The sequence below is a fragment of the Agrobacterium deltaense RV3 genome (genome assembly GCF_900013505.1).
GTDB classification, from domain to species: domain Bacteria; phylum Pseudomonadota; class Alphaproteobacteria; order Rhizobiales; family Rhizobiaceae; genus Agrobacterium; species Agrobacterium leguminum.
The window spans coordinates 107718-126800 of sequence record NZ_LT009745.1 but is presented as its reverse complement, the minus strand read 5'-3'; the positions used below and the strand labels follow the sequence as shown (position 1 = coordinate 126800).

At 60.3% G+C, this 19083-nt stretch carries 20 protein-coding genes; 18 read left to right on the top strand and 2 right to left on the bottom strand.

The genetic code is table 11. The annotated features are described in order from the left end of the window. Positions 1–97: 97 nt before the first annotated feature. Positions 98–1942 (bottom strand): extracellular solute-binding protein, encoded by a 1845-nt coding sequence (locus AGR7B_RS00615; protein WP_080855780.1) that lies wholly within the window; start codon positions 1940–1942, stop codon positions 98–100. A 205-nt stretch (positions 1943–2147) separates the two neighbouring features. Here AGR7B_RS00615 and mepA point away from each other — a divergent pair, with 205 nt between their 5' ends. The 4 genes from mepA to dapB all read left to right on the top strand — a co-directional run bounded on the left by mepA (position 2148) and on the right by dapB (position 5684). Next, positions 2148–3197: a penicillin-insensitive murein endopeptidase gene (mepA, locus tag AGR7B_RS00610; RefSeq protein ID WP_080855779.1), complete on the top strand. Its 1050-nt coding sequence runs from the start codon at positions 2148–2150 to the stop codon at positions 3195–3197. A gap of 100 nt (positions 3198–3297) precedes the next feature. After that, complete coding sequence (locus AGR7B_RS00605; RefSeq protein ID WP_020812947.1) at positions 3298–3681, top strand: methylglyoxal synthase; 384 nt, start codon at positions 3298–3300, stop codon at positions 3679–3681. Positions 3682–3703: 22 nt separating this feature from the next. Further along, positions 3704–4726, top strand: a complete 1023-nt coding sequence (locus AGR7B_RS00600) for a glucokinase (protein WP_080856931.1) — start codon at positions 3704–3706, stop codon at positions 4724–4726. Positions 4727–4856: 130 nt separating this feature from the next. Next, the gene (dapB, locus tag AGR7B_RS00595) at positions 4857–5684 is read left to right on the top strand and encodes a 4-hydroxy-tetrahydrodipicolinate reductase (protein ID WP_078051422.1); all 828 of its coding nucleotides are present in this window, start codon (positions 4857–4859) and stop codon (positions 5682–5684) included. Positions 5685–5692: 8 nt separating this feature from the next. Here dapB and phnF read toward each other — a convergent pair whose 3' ends face one another. Next, complete coding sequence (phnF, locus tag AGR7B_RS00590; protein WP_078051423.1) at positions 5693–6430, bottom strand: phosphonate metabolism transcriptional regulator PhnF; 738 nt, start codon at positions 6428–6430, stop codon at positions 5693–5695. Between the two features lie 82 nt (positions 6431–6512). On the opposite strand from phnF, the gene phnG reads away from it, so the two are divergent. The 14 genes from phnG (at position 6513) to phnN (ending at position 19018) form a co-directional block, all read left to right on the top strand. Beyond that, a complete protein-coding gene (gene phnG / locus AGR7B_RS00585) occupies positions 6513–6974 on the top strand; it encodes a phosphonate C-P lyase system protein PhnG (protein ID WP_080855778.1) in 462 nt (153 codons plus the stop codon). Continuing rightward, on the top strand, positions 6974–7582 hold the full coding sequence (gene phnH, locus AGR7B_RS00580; protein ID WP_162934001.1) for a phosphonate C-P lyase system protein PhnH: 609 nt from the start codon (positions 6974–6976) through the stop codon (positions 7580–7582). The genes phnG and phnH overlap by 1 nt, the downstream gene beginning before the upstream one ends. Position 7583: 1 nt before the next feature. Then, on the top strand, positions 7584–8693 hold the full coding sequence (locus tag AGR7B_RS00575; protein ID WP_080855776.1) for a carbon-phosphorus lyase complex subunit: 1110 nt from the start codon (positions 7584–7586) through the stop codon (positions 8691–8693). A gap of 133 nt (positions 8694–8826) precedes the next feature. Further along, entirely contained in the window at positions 8827–9729 is a 903-nt protein-coding gene (locus AGR7B_RS00570) for an alpha-D-ribose 1-methylphosphonate 5-phosphate C-P-lyase PhnJ (protein ID WP_065654731.1), read from the top strand. Next, complete coding sequence (phnK, locus tag AGR7B_RS00565; protein WP_003524419.1) at positions 9726–10502, top strand: phosphonate C-P lyase system protein PhnK; 777 nt, start codon at positions 9726–9728, stop codon at positions 10500–10502. The genes AGR7B_RS00570 and phnK overlap by 4 nt, the downstream gene beginning before the upstream one ends. Positions 10503–10506: 4 nt before the next feature. After that, the gene (phnL, locus tag AGR7B_RS00560; RefSeq protein WP_003524417.1) at positions 10507–11214 is read left to right on the top strand and encodes a phosphonate C-P lyase system protein PhnL; all 708 of its coding nucleotides are present in this window, start codon (positions 10507–10509) and stop codon (positions 11212–11214) included. Next, a complete protein-coding gene (locus AGR7B_RS00555) occupies positions 11211–11828 on the top strand; it encodes a transferase hexapeptide repeat family protein (RefSeq protein ID WP_080855775.1) in 618 nt (205 codons plus the stop codon). The genes phnL and AGR7B_RS00555 overlap by 4 nt, the downstream gene beginning before the upstream one ends. Before the next feature lie 233 nt (positions 11829–12061). Then, positions 12062–12922 (top strand): phosphonate ABC transporter ATP-binding protein, encoded by an 861-nt coding sequence (gene phnC / locus AGR7B_RS00550; RefSeq protein WP_080855774.1) that lies wholly within the window; start codon positions 12062–12064, stop codon positions 12920–12922. 85 nt (positions 12923–13007) lie between these two features. Further along, the gene (phnD, locus tag AGR7B_RS00545; RefSeq protein ID WP_078051428.1) at positions 13008–13913 is read left to right on the top strand and encodes a phosphonate ABC transporter substrate-binding protein; all 906 of its coding nucleotides are present in this window, start codon (positions 13008–13010) and stop codon (positions 13911–13913) included. Between the two features lie 70 nt (positions 13914–13983). Next, positions 13984–14970 carry a phosphonate ABC transporter, permease protein PhnE gene (gene phnE / locus AGR7B_RS00540; protein ID WP_080855773.1) on the top strand — a complete coding sequence of 329 codons (987 nt, stop codon included), beginning with the start codon at positions 13984–13986 and terminating at the stop codon, positions 14968–14970. Continuing rightward, on the top strand, positions 14970–16319 hold the full coding sequence (phnE, locus tag AGR7B_RS00535) for a phosphonate ABC transporter, permease protein PhnE (RefSeq protein WP_078051430.1): 1350 nt from the start codon (positions 14970–14972) through the stop codon (positions 16317–16319). Before phnE (AGR7B_RS00540) ends, phnE (AGR7B_RS00535) begins: the two co-directional genes overlap by 1 nt. Before the next feature lie 271 nt (positions 16320–16590). Beyond that, entirely contained in the window at positions 16591–17289 is a 699-nt protein-coding gene (locus AGR7B_RS00530; RefSeq protein WP_174014058.1) for a DUF1045 domain-containing protein, read from the top strand. Further along, entirely contained in the window at positions 17286–18422 is a 1137-nt protein-coding gene (locus tag AGR7B_RS00525) for an alpha-D-ribose 1-methylphosphonate 5-triphosphate diphosphatase (RefSeq protein WP_078051431.1), read from the top strand. The genes AGR7B_RS00530 and AGR7B_RS00525 overlap by 4 nt, the downstream gene beginning before the upstream one ends. Beyond that, positions 18419–19018 (top strand): phosphonate metabolism protein/1,5-bisphosphokinase (PRPP-forming) PhnN, encoded by a 600-nt coding sequence (phnN, locus tag AGR7B_RS00520; RefSeq protein WP_162934000.1) that lies wholly within the window; start codon positions 18419–18421, stop codon positions 19016–19018. Before AGR7B_RS00525 ends, phnN begins: the two co-directional genes overlap by 4 nt. Positions 19019–19083 lie beyond the last annotated feature (65 nt).

Below are 19083 nucleotides of genomic sequence, written 5' to 3'. Positions count from 1 at the left end.
TCAAACCCGGTCCTTTCCTGAAAGCGCCTGCCTGCGCTTTAAGCGATTCGTCTCGCCCTATGTGAATCAAGCCTTCGCCACGAAAGCAAGGCCGGCGTCAGTTTCCGGCCTGACTGGACCACCATGCATCGGGAAAACCGACGCCATATTGGGGCAGGTTTTCCGGACGGATAAGCGTGTTCCAGTAGGCGATGAACATCTCGCCGCGATAGAATTGCGGGATGACATAGCTGTTTGCCAGAAGCACCCGGTCGAGCGCGCGTGCGGCGGCCACCTGTTCATCCCGGTTGGGCGCAAATATGACCTTCCTGACCAACGCGTCGACGGCGGGATTCTTGATTCCGGCAATATTGTTGGAACCCTGCCGGTCAGCGGCGGCCGAGCCCCAGAAATCCGCCTGTTCGTTCCCGGGGTTCGCCGAAGTCGCCCAGAGCTTGACGATCACGTCATAGTCGAAGCTGCGGGTGCGGTTGGTATATTGCGAGGCGTCGACGGTCCGGATCGTCGCGTTGATGCCGATCTTCTTCAGATTCTGGACATAGGGAAGGATGGTTCTTTCCATGCCGGCGGAATCGATCAGAAACTCCATGTCGAGCGGCTGTCCGGTTTTCGCATTGACCATGCGGTTGCCGCGCAGCTCGTAACCGGCTTCCTTCATCAGCCTGACCGCTTCGCGCAGATTGTCGCGCTGCTTGGCGGGGTCGCCTGCCACGGGGTTGCGGTATTCGGTGGTGAAAACCTCCGGCGGAATCTGATCCTTCAGTTCCTGAAGAATTTCCAGCTCGCGACCGGTCGGCAGGCCGGAAGAGGCCAGCTCACTGCCCATGAAAAAGCTGTTGATGCGCTGGAACTGGCCGTAAGCCAGCGTTCGGTTCAGCTCCTCGAAATCGAAGGCGTAGTTGAGTGCCTTGCGCAGGTTCGGGTTCTGGAACTTTTCGCGGCGCATGTTCGGCACAAAGGCCTGCATGATACCGACGGAACGATAGATATTCGGCAGTTCTTCCTTCTTGACGCGGCCTTCCTTGACGGCCGGGAAATCATAACCCGTGACCCAGCGGCTGGAGGAGGCTTCTTGGCGGAAATCAACGGTGCCGGACTTGAAGGCCTGGAATTCCACATCCTGATCGGCAAAGAAGGTGTAGGCGATGGTTTTGAAATTGTTCATCCCCACATTCACATTGACGTCCTTGCCCCAGTAGTCGTCGCGGCGTTCGTAAGCGATTGTCGAGCCGGGAGAGACTGAGGCAATCTTGTAGGGGCCGGAACCCATCACCGGTTCCAGCGTGCCACGCGATATGTCGCGCGGCTTGCCATCCGGGCCGGCGGCTTCCCACCAGTGCTTGGGAACGATCAGCAATTGCCCGACAATCTGCGGCAATTCGCGATTGTTCTTTTCGTCGAAAGTGAAGGTGATGTCCCTTTCCCCGCTCACCTCCGCCTTGGTGACATGAGTGTAGTATGTCGCAAGCTGCGGGCTCAAATCCTTGGCTTTTTCGAAGCTGAAGACGACATCTTCCGGCGTCACCGGCTTGCCATCGGCCCATTTGGCCTCCGCGCGCAGCCGGAAGGTGGCTTTCGAAATATCGTCGGGATAGCTCACGCCCTCCGCCAGAAGACCGTAGGAAGCCGACAGCTCCTCTTCCGTCGATTTCATCAATGTATCGAAAACGAACGAAAGGCCGGTCGCCGCCTCGCCCTTGGCAAGCAGCGGATTGAGGGTATCGAAAGTGCCCGCCGTCGACAGGCGAAGGGTGCCGCCTTTCGGCGCCTTGGTGTTCACATAGTCGAAATGATCGAAGCCATCGGGGTGTTTCAGTTCCCCAACCGTCGAAATCCCCTTTCGCCACACATCGGCCGATTGTGCGGAGGCCGCCGCCGGTATCAGCAGGGCGGATGCCGCAAGAGCAATGAGGAGACGGGATTTCAGTGGCGCCAATATCATCGGGGGAATGTCCCTGTTTTCGCGTTTGTTGAAGAGAGCATAAAACAAAGATTGGCAAAAAACAGATGCGCTGGCTCACAAGCTCTTTATCGGCGTCCTTATCCTCCCGCTTTGCAACAGGCGGGGCGAAACATGGTTTCAACAAAATCCCGTTCCAGTTTATCTTAAGGGGAAGAGAATCATCTGATCGGACGGGCACGACTATATGACGGCGGGATCATCGAGAGTTTTCAAGGCGGCCATGCTGGCGATTTCGGTCGTCTCCGCGCTGCAGTTGCAGATGGAAACCGCATCGGCCGAGGACAGGCCCGCGAAAGAGGTGTTCGGCCACATGGCGCTGCCTTCCGCCACAGGCTCGCAGCCGATAGGCTCCTATGCCAAGGGTTGCCAGTCCGGCGCCATCGCCATGCCGACGGACGGTCCCGGCTGGCAGGCCATGCGCCTTTCCCGCAACCGGCGCTGGGGCCAACCGCAGATGATTTCCTTCCTCGAACAATTTTCGCAGGATGCCCAGAAGATCGGCTGGCCGGGCTTGCTGCTGGGCGATATTTCCCAGCCGCGCGGCGGGCCGATGCTGACCGGCCATGCTTCGCACCAGATCGGCCTCGATGTCGACATATGGTGGCGGCCGATGCCGACCCCGCGGCTGAGCGTGGAGCAGCGCGAAACGGTGCCTTTCATCTCCATGCTGGACAAGAGCAAGTTCCTGACGGTCGATGACCGCAAGTGGTCACCGCTCAATGCCCGGCTGGTGATGATGGCGGCAAGCTACCCGCAGGTGGAGCGTGTCTTCGTGAACCCGGCCATCAAGCAGAAACTCTGCCAGACATGGACGGGCGACCGCACCTTCATGGGCAAGATCAGGCCGATCTACGGCCATGACGAGCATTTCCACATCCGTCTCGAATGCCCGCCCGGCGCGCCCAACTGCAAACCGCAGGCGGCCGTGGGCAAAGGCGACGGCTGCGACAAGTCGCTGGCCTGGTGGTTCAGCAAGGAACCATGGGCGCCGCCGAAAAAGGACCCCAATGCCAAGCCGGTGAAACCGCGCCCGGTCATGGTTTCCGATCTGCCCTCGGCCTGCGCCGCCGTGGCTGCCGCCCCTTCCGCCAATCCCGAGGGACTTGCGGCCCAGGCCTATTCGCCTGCTCCGGCAACGCGCCAGCAAAGCGTGGAACAGGTCATTCAGGCAGCCCCCGCCCTGCAGCCGCCTTCGGATATTCCGCTTCCCACCCAGCGCCCGACATTGAACTGAAACAGAAATGGGGCATTCAACAGCTTCCCTTTTCAAATGGCGGCAAGCTGTTATAGAAGGCTTCAAATCGATTTAATTCTTGATGGAACGGGCTGGGACCATGGAAGAACAACGCTGTATCGCGCTCATCGCTCATGACGAGAAGAAGGACGATATGGCGGATTTCGCCCGTCATCACCAGAAAGCGCTTGCCGGTTTCAGGATCGTCGCCACCGGCACCACCGGCGGACGGGTACAGGAAGCCTGTCCGGGGCTCGAAGTCATTCGCCTCAAAAGCGGACCTCTCGGCGGCGACCAGCAGATCGGCGCGATGATCGCCACCGGCGAGGTGGACATGCTGATCTTCTTCACCGACCCGCTGACGGCCATGCCGCATGATGTGGATGTGAAGGCACTGACGCGGCTTGCTACGGTTTACGATATTCCCATGGCGCTCAACCGCGCCACCGCAGAAAATCTCATCGACTTCCACGTCGCCAACTGAACCTCCCAACATGGAACAGGCAATGCCGAAGACGTCCGATACCGAATATCTGTCCTTTCCGATCCTGCTTGGCGACATCGGCGGCACCAATGCCCGCTTTTCCATTCTGATCGATTCCTTTGCCGAACCGGTGCACCTCACCACCGTGAAGACGGCGGAATATCCGACGATCGACGACGCCATTCAGCAGGCGGTTCTGGACAAGACCTCGCTTCAGCCGGTCTCGACCATTCTGGCGATTGCCGGCCCGATCGAAGGTGACGAGATACCGCTCACCAATTGCCATTGGGTCGTCAAGCCAAAGGACATGCTGGCCAATCTTGGCCTGAAGGATGTCATCGTCATCAACGACTTCGAGGCGCAGGCTCTGGCGATTGCAGCGCTTGACGACAACAACCGCGAATCCATCGGCTCCGGCCGCAAGGATGTGCTGGCATCGCGCGTCGTTCTCGGACCCGGCACGGGGCTTGGCGTCGCCGGGCTGGTTTACGCGCGTCATATGTGGTTCCCGGTGCCTGGTGAGGGCGGCCATATCGATATCGGACCGAGAAGCGCGCGTGACTATGCGGTTTTCCCGCATATCGAAACCATCGAGGGCCGTGTCGCCGGGGAGCAGATCCTGTGCGGGCGCGGGCTGGTCAATCTTTACCGGGCCGTCTGCACCGCCGATGGCATCGAGCCTGTCTTTTCCGATCCGGCCGACATTACTTCTCAAGGGCTTTTGGGCGACAACCCGCAGGCTAAAGAGACCCTGTCCCTTTTCAGCACCTATCTCGGCCGCGTGGCCGGTGACCTCGCGCTGATCTTCATGGCCAAGGGCGGTGTCTATCTGGCCGGCGGTATTTCGCAGAAGATCATTCCGGCGCTGAAGAGCCCGGAATTCCGGGCTGCCTTCGAAGACAAGGCGCCGCACAGCGCGCTGATGCGGACCATCCCCACCTTCGTCGTCACCCATCCGCAGGCGGCGCTTTCCGGGCTTGCCACCTATTCGAGAACGCCGTCCGATTTCGGCCTGTCGCTGGACGGACGACGCTGGAGGGCCTGATCGTTTCCAACGGTCAGCCCTTTGTGATGCTTGCGAAGCAGGCGGGCGGTCTTTAACGTCGCTGCTGAAAACATCAATCGACCGATACCGGCGGATCTCGATCCGCCCGAGATGAAAAGTGAGTGACAGCATGGGCAGCAGCGGCATGAAACTGGTGGTGGTCGGCGCGGCGGGCCGCATGGGACAGGCGCTGATCCGCCTCATTCACCAGACCCCCGGCGTCCAGCTGCATGCCGCCGTCGCGCGCGAAGGCTCCGCCTTTGTCGGCCGCGATGCGGGCGAAATCGCCGGTCTCGGCCCGATAGACGTCGAAATCACCAGCGATCCGCTGCAGGCATTTCTGCATGCGGAAGGGGTGATTGATTTCACCTCGCCGGCAACCAGCGTCACCTTTGCCGGCCTCGCCGCACAGGCCCGCATCGTGCATGTCATCGGCACCACGGGTTGCTCGGCGGAAGACGAGGAAAAATTCAAGGCGGCGTCGCGCCATGCCCGCATCGTCAAGTCGGGAAATATGAGCCTCGGCGTCAACCTGCTCAGTGTTCTCACACAGCAGGCAGCGCAGGCGCTGGATGCGCAGAACTGGGATATCGAAATCCTTGAAATGCATCACAAGCACAAGGTGGATGCGCCCTCAGGTACCGCCCTTCTGCTCGGCGAGGCGGCGGCGGCGGGCCGCAAGGTCGACCTCACTACATCGTCCGTTCGCGTGCGCGACGGGCATACGGGCGCGCGTGAAGCCGGGACCATCGGTTTCGCCACGCTGCGCGGCGGCTCGGTGATCGGCGAACACTCTGTGATCTTCGCCGGAGAGGGCGAGCGCGTCGAGCTTTCGCACTATGCCGGCGACCGCTCCATTTTCGCACGCGGCGCGATTGCTGCAGCCGTCTGGGCCTTCGACAAGAAGCCAGGCTTCTATTCCATGCTGGATGTGCTGGGGCTTTCGCAGGCGGAGTAAGCTTCGCCTTAATTCTCCACCGTGAATTCGACCGTATCAGCCGAGAAGCGGCTGATGGCATATTGCACCGGTACGCCATCCATATCGGCATTCAGCGCCTGGGTGACGAGCAGGATTGCACCCGGCGACAGCTCCAGATCGGCCAGATCCTGCGTGTCCGCATGGCTGGCGGAAATGACGGTTGAAATACGCACGTAATCCGCCACGCCCAGCATATTGAAGGCAGCCGTAATCGAGCCGCTCTTCTGATAGGCCTCTCCTATTCCGGCGAAACGATCGGCCGGGAACCATGTGGTCGAACGGGAGACCGGGCGATTATCGGCCTTGCGCAGCGTTTCCAGACGTATGAGCGGCGCACCCGCCGGCAATTGCAGCCGTGCCGCCAGATCGGCATTGGCCGGTTCGGTCGTGTGGGAAAGAAGCAGCGCTTCCATTTCCTTGACCTGATCGCCGATGCCCGCCGTAAATCGCGTGCGCCGTGAAATCGGAAAACTCAGGCGCTCCTTGCGGGCGATCATCGTGCCGCGCCCCTGCATCGGCTCGAGAATGCCTTCACTGGCCAGCGCCGCAATAGCGCTTCTGACGGTATGGCGGTTGACGCCGAATTTTTCGGCCAGCATCATTTCCGGCGGCAACATGCCGGTTTCATCGTGATCGCCCGCCGCGATCTCGCCTCTGATCCGGTCGGCGATCTGCCGCCAGAGCGCCACGCCGTTCTTTCTTTTCATCGCTGCCGAAGGGCCCATGTCACACGCTTGTCATTCACGAACGTTAAATGTACCTTATATTGTATAGTTGTCTATATCAATAGACATTAGAGGTCAAGCGATGATTCACGAAACTGCAGACTTGCATGCAGACAGAAAGCGGGTGGCGGCGCTTCTTGCCCGCGCCACCGTGCAGGAACTCGAAACCGTCTGGAACCGACAGGATGAGAGCCCCCGGACGGAAAATGTACGCGGGCCGGAAACCGGCCTCGTCATGGTCAAGGGCCGTATCGGCGGCGGCGGCGCGCCCTTCAATCTGGGCGAGACGACCGTGACCCGGGCAACCGTCAGGCTTGCCTCTGGCACAGTGGGTCACGCCCATGTTCTCGGCACCGGCCGCAAGAAGGCCTGGTACGCCGCCGTTTTCGATGCGCTCTGGCAGGAAAGCCCGACCCGCAGCTTTGTCGAGACCGAGCTTCTTTCACCGGTCGAGAAACGACTGGCCGAGGAGAAGGACAGGAAAACAAAAGAGACCGCCGCCACCCGGGTCGATTTCTTCACCATGGTTCGAGGAGAAGATTGATGAGCGTCAAGGCCGAAGCATTGACGGGCGGTTTTTCCGACGCCGTCTTCGATTCCCAACGGATTTTCAAGAAACTCATGGATGGCATGGCCCGGCCGGGCACGCCGCAGACAATCGAAACCGCAGTCGCCCCACCATTGCCTCTCGCCCCCGCCACCGGCGCGGTCCTGTTGGCGCTCTGCGATCACGATACGCCGTTCTGGCTGAGCGGCGCCCTGCGGAAAACAACCGTCCCCGGCTGGATCGGATTTCATACCGGCGCGGTTGCGACGGATGAAAAAAGCGCAGCGCATTTCGCCGTCATCGAAGCGGGCAGCGCCATAGCCTCCTTCGGTCTCTTCGCCCAGGGAAGTCAGGAATATCCCGACCGCTCCACCACGCTCATCATCGAGCTGCCTGATCTGGATGGAGGACGGGAATTGCTGCTCTCCGGCCCCGGTATCCGTCACGTCAACATCATCAGCCCCACGGGCCTGCCGGACATATTCCCGCGGCTGTGGGCGGAGAACAACGCCATTTTTCCGCGCGGCGTCGACGTCATCCTGACATCCGCCGACAGATTTGTCTGCCTGCCGCGCACGACGCGCATTCAACCCGTGGAGGCGTAAGATGTATGTTGCTGTCAAAGGCGGGGAAACCGCCATTGCCAACGCCCACCGGCTTCTGGCCGACAGGCGGCGCGGAGACCGCCACCTGCCCGCGATGACGGTTTCGCAGATCGTTTCGCAGCTTTCGCTCGCCGTCGACCGGGTGATGGCGGAAGCGTCTCTTTACGATCTGTCGCTTGCAGCCCTTGCCGTCAAGCAGGCCCGCGGCGACATGATCGAGGCCATCTTCCTGCTGCGCGCCTATCGCACGACCCTGCCGCGTTTCGGTTATTCGGTTCCGGTCGATACCGCTGACATGACGGTGCAGCGGCGCGTTTCCGCGACCTATAAGGATTTGCCGGGCGGACAATTGCTCGGACCGACCTTCGATTACACCCATCGCCTGCTCGATCCTTCGCTTCTGGAGGATGAAGTCGTTGAGACAGCCACCCAGCGCGAAGGCGAGCCGGAACATGTCATGCGCGTCTCAGACATTCTGGCGCAAGAAGGACTGATCGAAACCGACGGCGATATGCCGGCTGACCATATTGCCGGCGACCTAACGCGGGAGCCGATGGAATTTCCAATGCCGCGTGACCTGCGCCTGCAATCGCTGGCACGTGGTGACGAAGGTTTCCTTCTGGCGCTCGCTTATTCGACGCAGCGCGGTTACGGCCGCACCCATCCGTTCGTCGGTGAAATCCGCATCGGCGAAGTGGAGGTGGAACTGGAGGTGCCAGAACTCGGCTTTGCCGTCTCGCTTGGCGACATACAGGTCACCGAATGCCAGATGGTGAACCAGTTCAAGGGTTCTGCCAAGGCGCCACCGCAATTCACACGCGGCTACGGTCTGGTGTTCGGCCAGAGCGAACGCAAGGCGATGGCCATGTCGCTGGTCGACCGGGCGCTGCGGGCAGGCGAATTCGGCGAGGATGTGGTGGCCCCCGCGCAGGACGAGGAATTCGTCATTTCACACGCCGACAACGTTCAGGCGACAGGTTTCGTCGAACATCTGAAACTGCCGCATTACGTGGATTTTCAGGCCGAACTCGGTCTGGTCAGGAAAATGCGTGCCGATTTCGAGGCGATCAACGCCAATGGCGCGGAGTGGCTGGGCGATGCGGCCGAATAGCTCAGCGGCTGTGCTGCTCGCCAAACCAGTAAGCGCAAAAGACGGTCGATGCTGCAAACACAGCAAAGAACACGGCTACAAGAATTCCAATCTCCATGAGCTTGTACTCCTTTTTTCACAAGGCTAACGCGCAATGCTTGAAGAAGTTTCATTTGACGACGGGCTGGCTGCCTACAACTTCGCCTATCTGGACGAACAGACCAAGCGAATGATCCGCCGGGCGATCCTGAAGGCCATCGCCATTCCCGGTTATCAGGTTCCCTTCGCTTCCCGCGAAATGCCCATGCCCTATGGCTGGGGCACCGGCGGTGTGCAGGTAACCGCTTCCATTCTCGGCCCAGACGATGTGCTGAAGGTTATCGATCAGGGTGCGGACGACACGACCAATGCGGTTTCCATCCGCGCCTTTTTCCAGAAGGTGGCGAATGTTGCCGTCACCACCCGCACCAAGGATGCAACTATCATCCAGACGCGGCATCGCATTCCCGAAGAGGAACTGCATTCGGGTCAGGTCCTCGTCTATCAGGTTCCCATTCCCGAGCCCTTGCGCTTCCTCGAACCGCGCGAGACCGAAACGCGTGTCATGCACGCGCTGGAGGAATACGGCCTGATGCACGTCAAGCTTTACGAGGATATCGCCCGCAACGGACGCATCTCCACCACCTATGCCTATCCGGTGAAGGTGGCCGGGCGTTACGTGATGGATCCGTCGCCTACCCCGAAATTCGACAATCCGAAAATGCATCTCTCGGACGCCCTGCAACTCTTCGGTGCAGGACGCGAAAAGCGCATCTATGCCGTGCCGCCCTATACCGACGTCGTCAGCCTCGATTTCGAAGACCATCCCTTCGAAATCCAGCGCTTCGACAAGCCCTGCGCGCTGTGCGGTGCGGAGAATGTCTATCTGGACGAGGTGGTGCTTGATGATAAGGGCGGGCGGATGTTCGTCTGCTCCGATACCGACCATTGCGAGGACCGCCGCGCCCATGGCCACAAGGGCCACCTGCTGGCGGATGTGAAGGAGGCCGCAGAATGAGCGACGCACCGCTTCTGAAAGTCCGGGACGTTTCCAAATATTACGGTGACCGCGCCGGTTGCCGCAATGTCTCCTTCGAGCTTTACCCGGGCGAGGTGCTTGCCATCGTCGGCGAATCCGGTTCCGGCAAGACCACGCTTCTCAACTGCATTTCCACCCGGCTGATGCCGACGGCGGGCAGTGTGGAGTATCGCATGCGCGACGGTTCGGTACGTGACCTCTATCATATGGGCGAGGCCGAACGGCGTTTCCTGATGCGGACCGACTGGGGTTTCGTGCACCAGAACCCGGCGGACGGGCTGCGCATGGCGGTTTCGGCCGGCGCCAATGTCGGCGAGCGGCTGATGGCCGTCGGTAACCGGCATTACGGCAATATCCGGCAATCGGCCAGCGAATGGCTGGAACGGGTGGAAATCGGCACCGACCGCATCGACGACCAACCACGCGCCTTTTCCGGCGGCATGCGACAGCGCCTGCAGATCGCCCGCAACCTCGTCACCTCGCCGCGCCTCGTCTTCATGGACGAACCGACCGGCGGCCTCGATGTTTCCGTGCAGGCGCGCCTGCTCGATCTGGTCCGCGGTCTCGTCAACGATCTCGGTCTCGCCGTCGTCGTCGTCACCCATGATCTTGCGGTGGCGCGGCTGCTTTCCCATCGCATGATGGTGATGAAGGGCGGCGACGTCATCGAACATGGTCTGACCGACCGGGTGCTGGACGATCCGCGCGAGCCCTACACGCAATTGCTTGTTTCCTCTATTCTGCAGGTTTGATGCCATGCCGACGCCTCTTATCGTTTCGGAAGTCTTCAAAAGCTTCACCATGCATCTTCGCGACGGTATCGAATTGCCCGTTGTGCGCGATGTCAATTTCTCCGTTTGCGGCGGCGAATGTGTCGTGCTCGGGGGGCCCTCCGGCATCGGCAAAAGCTCGATCCTGAAAATGCTCTATGGCAACTATGCCATCGACAGCGGGCAGATTCTTGTTCGTCATGAGGGCCAGGTCGTCGATATCGGCAACGCCTCGCCGCGCACGATCCTCGATATCCGCCACCGCACCATCGGTTATGTCAGCCAGTTCCTGCGCACCGTGCCGCGTGTCGCTGCCATAGATGTCGTCGCCGAACCGCTTCTGGCGCGCAAGGTTGCCGCCGATGAAGCCCGCGAACACGCAGCCATGCTGCTTTCGAAGCTCAACCTGCCACGGGAACTATGGTCGCTTCCGCCCGCAACCTTTTCGGGCGGCGAGCAGCAGCGCGTGAATATCGCCCGCGGTTTCATCACCGACCATGCGATTCTGCTTCTGGACGAGCCGACGGCCTCGCTGGACGCCCTCAACCGGCGTGTCGTCGTCGATATGATCGTCGAGAAAAAACAGAAGGGCACGGCACTGCTCGGCATTTTCCATGACGAGGAGGTGCGGGAGGCCGTGGCCGACCGCATTCTGGACGTCTCACAGTTTTCTCCCAGGAAAGCAGCGGCATGAGCGTCAAGGTGGGTCTGGAACCGGTCATCCATGAGACCGCCCGTGTCAGCAACTCCGCGATCGGCCGTTATACCGAAATTTCGGAACGCTGCCGCATCGAGGAAGTCGAGATGGGCGACTACTCCTATGTCATGCAGGATGGTGCGATCTGGTGCGCCACCATCGGCAAATTCGTCAACATCGCCGCCTCCGTCCGCATCAATGCCACCAATCACCCGATGCAGCGGGCGACGCTGCATCACTTCACCTATCGTGCCAACAACTATTGGGACGATGCGGAGGATGAGACGGACTTCTTTGCCGCCCGCCGCGCCAAGCGCGTCGTCATCGGCCACGATGTATGGATCGGCCATGGTGCGACGATCCTGCCCGGCGTCACGGTGGGAAACGGCGCTGTGATCGGGGCGGGTGCAGTCGTCTCAAAAGATGTCGCGCCCTATACCATCGTCGGCGGCGTACCCGCCCGGCTGATCCGGGAACGCTTCCCGGCGGAACTGGGCCGGCAAATGGATAATCTCAAGTGGTGGGACTGGGATCACGCGGCATTGCGCGTCGCTCTCGACGATTTCCGCAATCTGGACGCCGAGGTTTTCGTCACGAAATATGGCGGATGAAACCTCCCTCTGCCGACCACCTGCAAATCCCGGGATACCCCCGGGATTTTTTTATGCGATCAAAAAAGACACGCGGATTTGAACGGTCTCAAGATTCCTCCAGAAAGCTTTGTCGGCGAACCCCTGGGCGTCGTATCTGCGAATTCTGTAATATTTTATTCATCAAACTGACATCCACACTTCACGCACCGCTGTTACGCCGAATCCCGTCAAAAAGAAGATTGGACGGGGAAATGAGCTTTCACCTGAAGCAAGTCACGCGCCGTTTCGGCAATCACACTGCGGTCGATTCCGTGAATGTCGAAATTCCGCAGGGCCAGATGGTCGGCGTTATCGGACGCTCGGGTGCGGGAAAATCGACGCTGCTGCGCATGATCAACCGCCTCGTCGATCCGTCCTCGGGTTCCATGCATTTCAACGACACGGAAGTTTCGGCGCTGAAGGGTGCTGCGCTTCGTAGCTGGCAGCGCGACTGCGCCATGATTTTCCAGCAGTTTAATCTGGTGCCGCGCCTCGATGTGCTCACCAATGTCATGCTCGGCCGCCTCAACCACCGCTCGACGGCGCTCAGCCTGTTCAACATCTTTACCAATGACGAGCGCCTGATGGCGATCGCCGCCCTGGAAAGGCTTGGCATCGAACATGTGGCCATGCAGGCGGCCGGCACGCTTTCCGGCGGTCAGCAGCAGCGCGTCGCCATCGCCCGCGCCCTTATGCAGTCTCCGAAGATGGTTCTGGCCGACGAGCCTATCGCTTCCCTCGACCCGCTGAACGCCAAGATCGTGATGGACGCGCTGCGCGACATCAACGAACGCGAAGGCATCACGGTCATCACCAACCTGCATACGCTGGATACGGCACGCAATTATTGCGAACGCATCATCGGCATGTCTCAGGGCCGCGTCGTCTTCGACGGAACGCCGGCGGAGCTGACGGCTGCGGCCGTCACGGAGATTTACGGAACCGATTCTCAAGGGTCGGGCATCGACGAGACCATGACCTCGACCAGCATCAATATTCCCGGCGCGCAGCTTCCCGCGCGTCCGGTGCAGCAATCTGCCGGCCCCGAACCGCTCGCTCTCGCCGGGCTCTGAGGAACCGCTCAGCATCGTTTGCGCCCGCGTCAAGGGCCGATACTTCACAACAAACTCCGGCTCGCCGGGAAACAGGAGAAAGTCCATGTTGAAGAAAGTCCTTCTTTCGGCAGTCGCGCTTGGCGTTCTGGCCGGTTCCGCCATGGCTCAGGACGTCAAGGTTCTGCGCATCGGTCTCGACGGCTCCGAAAACGAAGCCGACCAGATCCGCAACACCAAGTGCGTTGCCGATGGCCTGAAGGCCGCGACCGGCGTTGCCGAAGTTCAGGTTTTCCCGTCGCCGGACTATAACGGCGTCATCCAGGGTCTTCTCGGCGGCACCATCGACATCGCTTCCATGGGCGCTTCCTCCTATGCCAAGATCGCTCTTGCCGATCCGAAGGCCGTCGACCCTATCCTGACCACCGCTGGCGCCGATGGTTCGACCGGCTATTACACGATCATGGTTGCCCGCAAGGACAGCGGTATCAAGACGCTGGCTGACGCCAAGGGCAAGAAGATCGGCTTTGCCGATCCGGATTCCACCTCCGGCTTCCTCGTTCCGAACGTGGCTATCCCGAAGGAAACCGGTGTTCCGGTGAAGGAATACTTCTCCGAAACCGGTTTCGGCGGCGGCCATGAGAACCTCGTTCTTGCCGTTCTCGACAAGAAATTCGATGTCGGCACCACCTTCGGTTCGGGCGTCGGCAAGTGGGAAGAAGGCTACACCGCCGGCAACCTCTACCAGATGGTCAAGAAGGGCAACCTCGACATGGACGATATCGTCGAAGTCTGGAAGTCGCCGCTGATCCCGAACGGCCCGCTGATGGTCACCAACAAGCTCGGCGACGCGATGAAGCAGAAGGTCGAAGACTTCTTCATGGAACTGCCGAAGAAGGACCTTGCCTGCTTCCAGGGTTTCACCCAGGGCAAGAACACCGCCTACATCAAGGTCGATCCGTCCTTCTACCAGACGATCATCGACGCCCGTAAGTCCGTTATCGGCGGCTGATCCTGCGATCATACCCGGAAGCGGCGGTGCCTTGCGGCGCCGCCGCTTTTGCCAATAAAGGAAAAGCGGCATGGCGACCACACTGCATCATGACACCCTCTCCCCCAAGGGATTGAGCGCATCGTCCCAGACGGTCATGCGTCATTATCAACAGCAGCTTGCGACAAAACGGATCTATACCGTTATTTCGCTTGTGATCTTCCTCGCCATCCTCGCCGCTTCCCTGAATTTTGCCAACGCGGCCAATTCTGGTAAATTCTTCGAGCGCCTGCCCTATTTCTTCGACTTCATGAAAACCTTCGTGCCGGACAGCCCGCTTGAAATTTTCCGGGCGATGTTCGACCTGCCGTCGCCCTATGCGGACGGTTCGCTGAAATATAATTACGTTGCGGATCGTGTTTACATCACTGACAGCTTCTACATCCCGCATTTCATCTATCAGCTGATCATCACGCTCAACATCGCGATGGTTTCGACAATCATCGGCACCAGTTTTGCCTTCGTGCTGTGCTTTTTTGCCTCCACAAATCTCGTCGGTGCCGGCCTCGTGCGCTGGGTGGTGCGCCGGGTAATGGAAGTCCTGCGCGCCTTTCCGGAAATCGTCGTCGCCGGGTTGCTCACCGCCATCCTGTCGATCGGCCCGATCGCCGCGATCATCGCGATTTCAGTCCACACGATCGGCGCTCTGGGCAAGCTGTTCTTCGAAGTGGTGGAAAATGCCGACATGAAGCCGGATGAAGGCTTGCGCGCCGCCGGCGCCAACTGGCTGGAACGAGTGCGCTTCGCCATCGTGCCGCAAGTTCTGCCCAATTTCGTCTCTTACGCGCTGCTGCGCGCCGAAATCAACGTGCGCGCCTCCACCATCATCGGTGCCGTGGGCGGCGGCGGTATCGGCGAGGTCTTCCGCCTGTCGATCGGTAACGATCATGCGTCGAAGACCTATGCCATCATCATCCTTCTGCTGATCACCATCATCGCCGTCGACCAGTTTTCCGGCTGGCTGCGCCGCAGGCTGATCGGTCATCAATCCTTCGAATTCGGACGGGGAGCGGCCTGATGTCGTCCAGCTTCATTCTCAACACCGCCGACCGCGAGAGATTGACGGCCGCGCATCCGCACGTGTTCAATCGCGGTTTCATGCAGCGATATGGTCTGCTCGTCGGCCTTCTCGCCGTCACCGTCTATCTCATCGGCTGCTTTTTCTTCTTCAATGTCGGCCCGGCCTTCATGCAGGGCCGGTGGGATCGTGCCTCGAGCTATATTCAGGACTGGTATTCCTGGCGTGCCCAGCCGCGCCTGCGTTTCGAAGACGGCAAGGTGGAGCCGCAATGGTCCAGCCGCGGGCAATATCCGGTCGATGCAAAAATCGACTGGCTGCAGCCCCTGCCTGATGGCGGCTACAGCGTCGTTTATGCGGGCATGGAAAACCGCCTCGACGTGACCCCGACCCGGGTGGATGTCTATGTCGACGGCAAGAATTATCCCGTCATCATCAATGGAGAACAGGCCCGGGCATCCGACGACGTGCCGCAGGAAATCCAGCAGGACGGCAACAAGGTTCTCGTGCATTTTGGTTTTGCCGGACAGGCGGAAATCCGCACCAGTCAGGTCTATGTCCAGCGTCGGTTCCTCGGATGGGCGAATTTCCTGTTCGACACCAAATCGGAATTCTGGGGCAAGGGCTATGGTGAACTCGCCGCTCTCGCGCTGTGGGGAGAAAGGCTCGATCCCGAGCGCTCCAATATCGGCCACATGGTGGATGATTTCCTCGACAACAGCGTCTGGCAACATGCCGATATTCTTTCCAAGCTGATGCAGACGCTGGTCATGGCCTTTGTGGGCACGCTGTTCGGCACGGTCGTCGCCCTGCCGCTCGCCTTCATCGCCGCGCGCAACATTACCGCCAACAGGGCCGCAAACTGGGGCATGAAGCGGTTATTCGACTTCCTGCGTTCCATCGACATGCTGATCTGGGCGCTGTTCTTCACCCGCAGCTTCGGCCCCGGACCGATCCCCGGCATTGCCGCGATCTTCTTCACCGATACCGGAGCGCTCGGCAAGGTCTATGCCGAGGCACTGGAAAATGTCGACGACAAGCAGCGCGAGGGTGTCAAATCGGTCGGCGCTTCCCCGATTGCGGTCAACCGCTTCGGTGTGCTGCCGCAGGTCCTGCCGGTCTTCATTTCGCAGTCACTCTATTTCTGGGAAAGCAATACCCGCTCCGCCACCATCATCGGCGCGGTGGGCGCCGGCGGCATCGGTCTGAAACTGCTGGAAGCGATGGGCACCAATGCCGACTGGGACAAGGTCGCCTATATGGTCCTGCTTATTCTCTTCGTCGTTTTCCTGTTCGACCACATCTCCAATTCGCTGCGTTCACGCCTGATCGGCAAAACACAACACTAGGTCTGAAGGGATGGAATGACGAACCTCGTAACGATGTTCGTCATCTCCGCCAGACACTCGCGCAGTCCCAATTTATGCCGGCCCTATCCCGTCATCATGTCCGCCTGTGTCTTCAGCACATTAGGAAGCTTGCCGCATTTCCAATGCGCTTTTTTCCTTCGGCATCATCATTCTGTCACGGAAACCAATTACCTCGCACTCCTGACCTTGCGGGAAGCTGGCGAGTCACGCCAAATAGCTTCTCATCCCTGGTCTCCCATGACACTGAAGAGTGCTTGCCGTGCGCTATGCCATCTATTTTTCTCCGGCTAAAGATCACCCGCTGACTGAGGCAGCGTCACGCTGGCTGGGCCGCAACGCATTTTCCGGCACGCTGCATGACGACCACGACGACTATGCCGAGATCACGGAGGAGCCGCGCCGTTACGGTTTCCACGCGACCCTGAAGGCTCCTTTCGAGCTTGCCGAAAAATACAGCGAAGCGGAGCTGCTCACGGCCTTCGAAGATTTCGCGGCCAGCCAGTCCACTTTCGAAATTCCGCGTGTCGTCGTCGGTGCGCTCGGGCCTTTTTTCGCACTGGTCCCGGACCGCACCTATCAGCCGCTGCAGGATTTTGCCGCCGAGATCGTCGATCATTTCGACCGGTTTCGCGCGCCCCTGTCAGAGACCGATATTGCCCGTCGGCGGCCACAGATGCTGACGGAGAGCCAGCGGCAGAATCTGTCACTCTGGGGTTATCCGCATGTCATGGATGATTTCCGTTTTCATATGACGCTGACCGGCCGCATCGACGAGAGCGAGCAGCCCGCCATGCACAAGGTGCTTTCGGCGCGGTTTTCCGAATTCACCGATCGACCCCTCAGCATTTCCGGCCTCGCCTTGTTCATTGAAGAAACGCGCGGCGCGCCCTTTACCGTTCATAGCTGGCACCCCCTTGGCCAGCCACCAAAGAAAGATGCGAACCCATGACCGAGCACGCCCTTTCCAATGCCCGTATCGTTCTGGAAGACGATATTATTCTGGGCTCCGTCCTCATCCGTGACGGCAAGATCGCCGATATCAGCGAAGGTGCCTCCAAAACCGGCGAAGATCTGGAAGGTGATTATTTGATCCCGGGTCTGGTGGAACTGCATACCGACCATCTTGAGCAGCATTATTCGCCGCGCCCCGGCGTGATCTGGGACAAGATCGCCGCCATTCAGGCCCATGACGCCCAGGTGGCCGCCTCCGGCATTACCACCGTATTCGACTGCCTGCGGCTCGGCTCGGATGAGGACGGCGGCTTCAAGAAGGGTGAGATGCGCGAAATGGCTGACGCCATCGAGGCCGCGGCGGATCAGAACCGCCTTCGTTCTGATCACCTGCTCCATCTGCGCTGTGAAGTCGCCTCCTCGGATGTGCTGGACCATTTCGAAGACTTCGAAACCGATCCGCGCGTGCGGCTGATTTCGCTGATGGACCACTCCCCGGGGCAGCGCCAGTTCCAGTCGATGGATCAATATATCTTCTATTACCAGAAGAAGCGTGGGCTGAGCGACGAGGCTTTCGCCGAGTTCGTGCGGCGCCGGCAGGCGGCGTCGGCGGAATATTCCGCCAAGCACCGCGATTATCTGGCGGCCCGCTGCGCCGAGCGCGGCATCACCGTCGCAAGCCATGACGACGCCACCGAGGCGCATGTCGGCGAAGCTATCGGCCACGGCGTGAAACTGGCGGAATTCCCCACCAGCGTCGAAGCCGCAAAAGCCTCCCACAGCGCCGGCATGAGCGTGCTGATGGGCGCGCCGAACATCGTTCGCGGCAAGTCCCACTCCGGCAACATCGCCGCCCGCGACCTCGCCGAGATCGGCGTGCTGGATGTTCTTTCTTCCGACTATGTGCCCTTCAGCCTGCTCTTCGCGCCATTCCTGCTCGCCGATCAGGTGGAAGCCATCAGCCTGCCGGAGGCGCTGCGCATGGTCACCGCCACGCCGGCGCGCACCGTCGGCCTTCTCGATCGCGGTCGTATCGCGACGGGATTGCGGGCCGATCTGGTCCGGGTTCACCGCGAGGATGGTGTGCCGGTCGCCCGTTCCGTCTGGCGTCAGGGCAAGCGCGTGGCATGACCGACGATGGGCAGGATAGCCGGCGCGCGGCATCGCCCGGCACGATGATCGTGATTGTCGGCCCGAGCGGGGCCGGCAAGGACACACTGATGGACTATGCCGCAGCGCGATTGTGCGGACGGCCGGGCTTTCACTTCACCCGCCGCGTCATTACCCGCAGCGGCGATGCGGGGGGTGAAAACCACGATGCCGTTTCGATGCAGGAGTTCAACCGGCTGGAAGATGAGGGCGCCTTCGCGGTGTCCTGGCAGGCGCATGGGCTGAAATATGGCATCCCGGCCGCGGTCTATCGTCACCTCAATGCGGGAGACGTGGTCATCGCCAACGGTTCGCGTTCCGCCCTGCCGCATTTCGGCACCGCCTTTTCCCGTCTCAAGGTCGTGAACATCGTCGCTCGGCCGGAGGTTTTGGCAATGCGCCTGGAGCAGCGCGGGCGGGAAAGCCGGGACGATATTCTCCGGCGGCTGGAACGCAGTTCGTTGACAGTCGCTGGAGACTTCGACGTCACGACCGTCGATAATAGCGGCGCTATCGAAGATGCCGGCAAAGCCATCATGCAGGTGCTGGAGCAAAGCGCAGACACCGACCGCACTTAATATCCCGAAGCCGGGCTGCTCGACAAACGCTCTCTCAAGGCTTACCATCAGGCGACAATTTCCAA

Coding starts and splice junctions, on each gene's coding strand:
- AGR7B_RS00615 (WP_080855780.1), bottom strand. CDS start 1,942: ATGATATTGGCGCCACTGAAATCCCGTCTCCTCATTGCTCTTGCGGCA.
- mepA (WP_080855779.1), top strand. CDS start 2,148: ATGACGGCGGGATCATCGAGAGTTTTCAAGGCGGCCATGCTGGCGATT.
- AGR7B_RS00605 (WP_020812947.1), top strand. CDS start 3,298: ATGGAAGAACAACGCTGTATCGCGCTCATCGCTCATGACGAGAAGAAG.
- AGR7B_RS00600 (WP_080856931.1), top strand. CDS start 3,704: ATGCCGAAGACGTCCGATACCGAATATCTGTCCTTTCCGATCCTGCTT.
- dapB (WP_078051422.1), top strand. CDS start 4,857: ATGGGCAGCAGCGGCATGAAACTGGTGGTGGTCGGCGCGGCGGGCCGC.
- phnF (WP_078051423.1), bottom strand. CDS start 6,430: ATGGGCCCTTCGGCAGCGATGAAAAGAAAGAACGGCGTGGCGCTCTGG.
- phnG (WP_080855778.1), top strand. CDS start 6,513: ATGATTCACGAAACTGCAGACTTGCATGCAGACAGAAAGCGGGTGGCG.
- phnH (WP_162934001.1), top strand. CDS start 6,974: ATGAGCGTCAAGGCCGAAGCATTGACGGGCGGTTTTTCCGACGCCGTC.
- AGR7B_RS00575 (WP_080855776.1), top strand. CDS start 7,584: ATGTATGTTGCTGTCAAAGGCGGGGAAACCGCCATTGCCAACGCCCAC.
- AGR7B_RS00570 (WP_065654731.1), top strand. CDS start 8,827: ATGCTTGAAGAAGTTTCATTTGACGACGGGCTGGCTGCCTACAACTTC.
- phnK (WP_003524419.1), top strand. CDS start 9,726: ATGAGCGACGCACCGCTTCTGAAAGTCCGGGACGTTTCCAAATATTAC.
- phnL (WP_003524417.1), top strand. CDS start 10,507: ATGCCGACGCCTCTTATCGTTTCGGAAGTCTTCAAAAGCTTCACCATG.
- AGR7B_RS00555 (WP_080855775.1), top strand. CDS start 11,211: ATGAGCGTCAAGGTGGGTCTGGAACCGGTCATCCATGAGACCGCCCGT.
- phnC (WP_080855774.1), top strand. CDS start 12,062: ATGAGCTTTCACCTGAAGCAAGTCACGCGCCGTTTCGGCAATCACACT.
- phnD (WP_078051428.1), top strand. CDS start 13,008: ATGTTGAAGAAAGTCCTTCTTTCGGCAGTCGCGCTTGGCGTTCTGGCC.
- phnE (WP_080855773.1), top strand. CDS start 13,984: ATGGCGACCACACTGCATCATGACACCCTCTCCCCCAAGGGATTGAGC.
- phnE (WP_078051430.1), top strand. CDS start 14,970: ATGTCGTCCAGCTTCATTCTCAACACCGCCGACCGCGAGAGATTGACG.
- AGR7B_RS00525 (WP_078051431.1), top strand. CDS start 17,286: ATGACCGAGCACGCCCTTTCCAATGCCCGTATCGTTCTGGAAGACGAT.
- phnN (WP_162934000.1), top strand. CDS start 18,419: ATGACCGACGATGGGCAGGATAGCCGGCGCGCGGCATCGCCCGGCACG.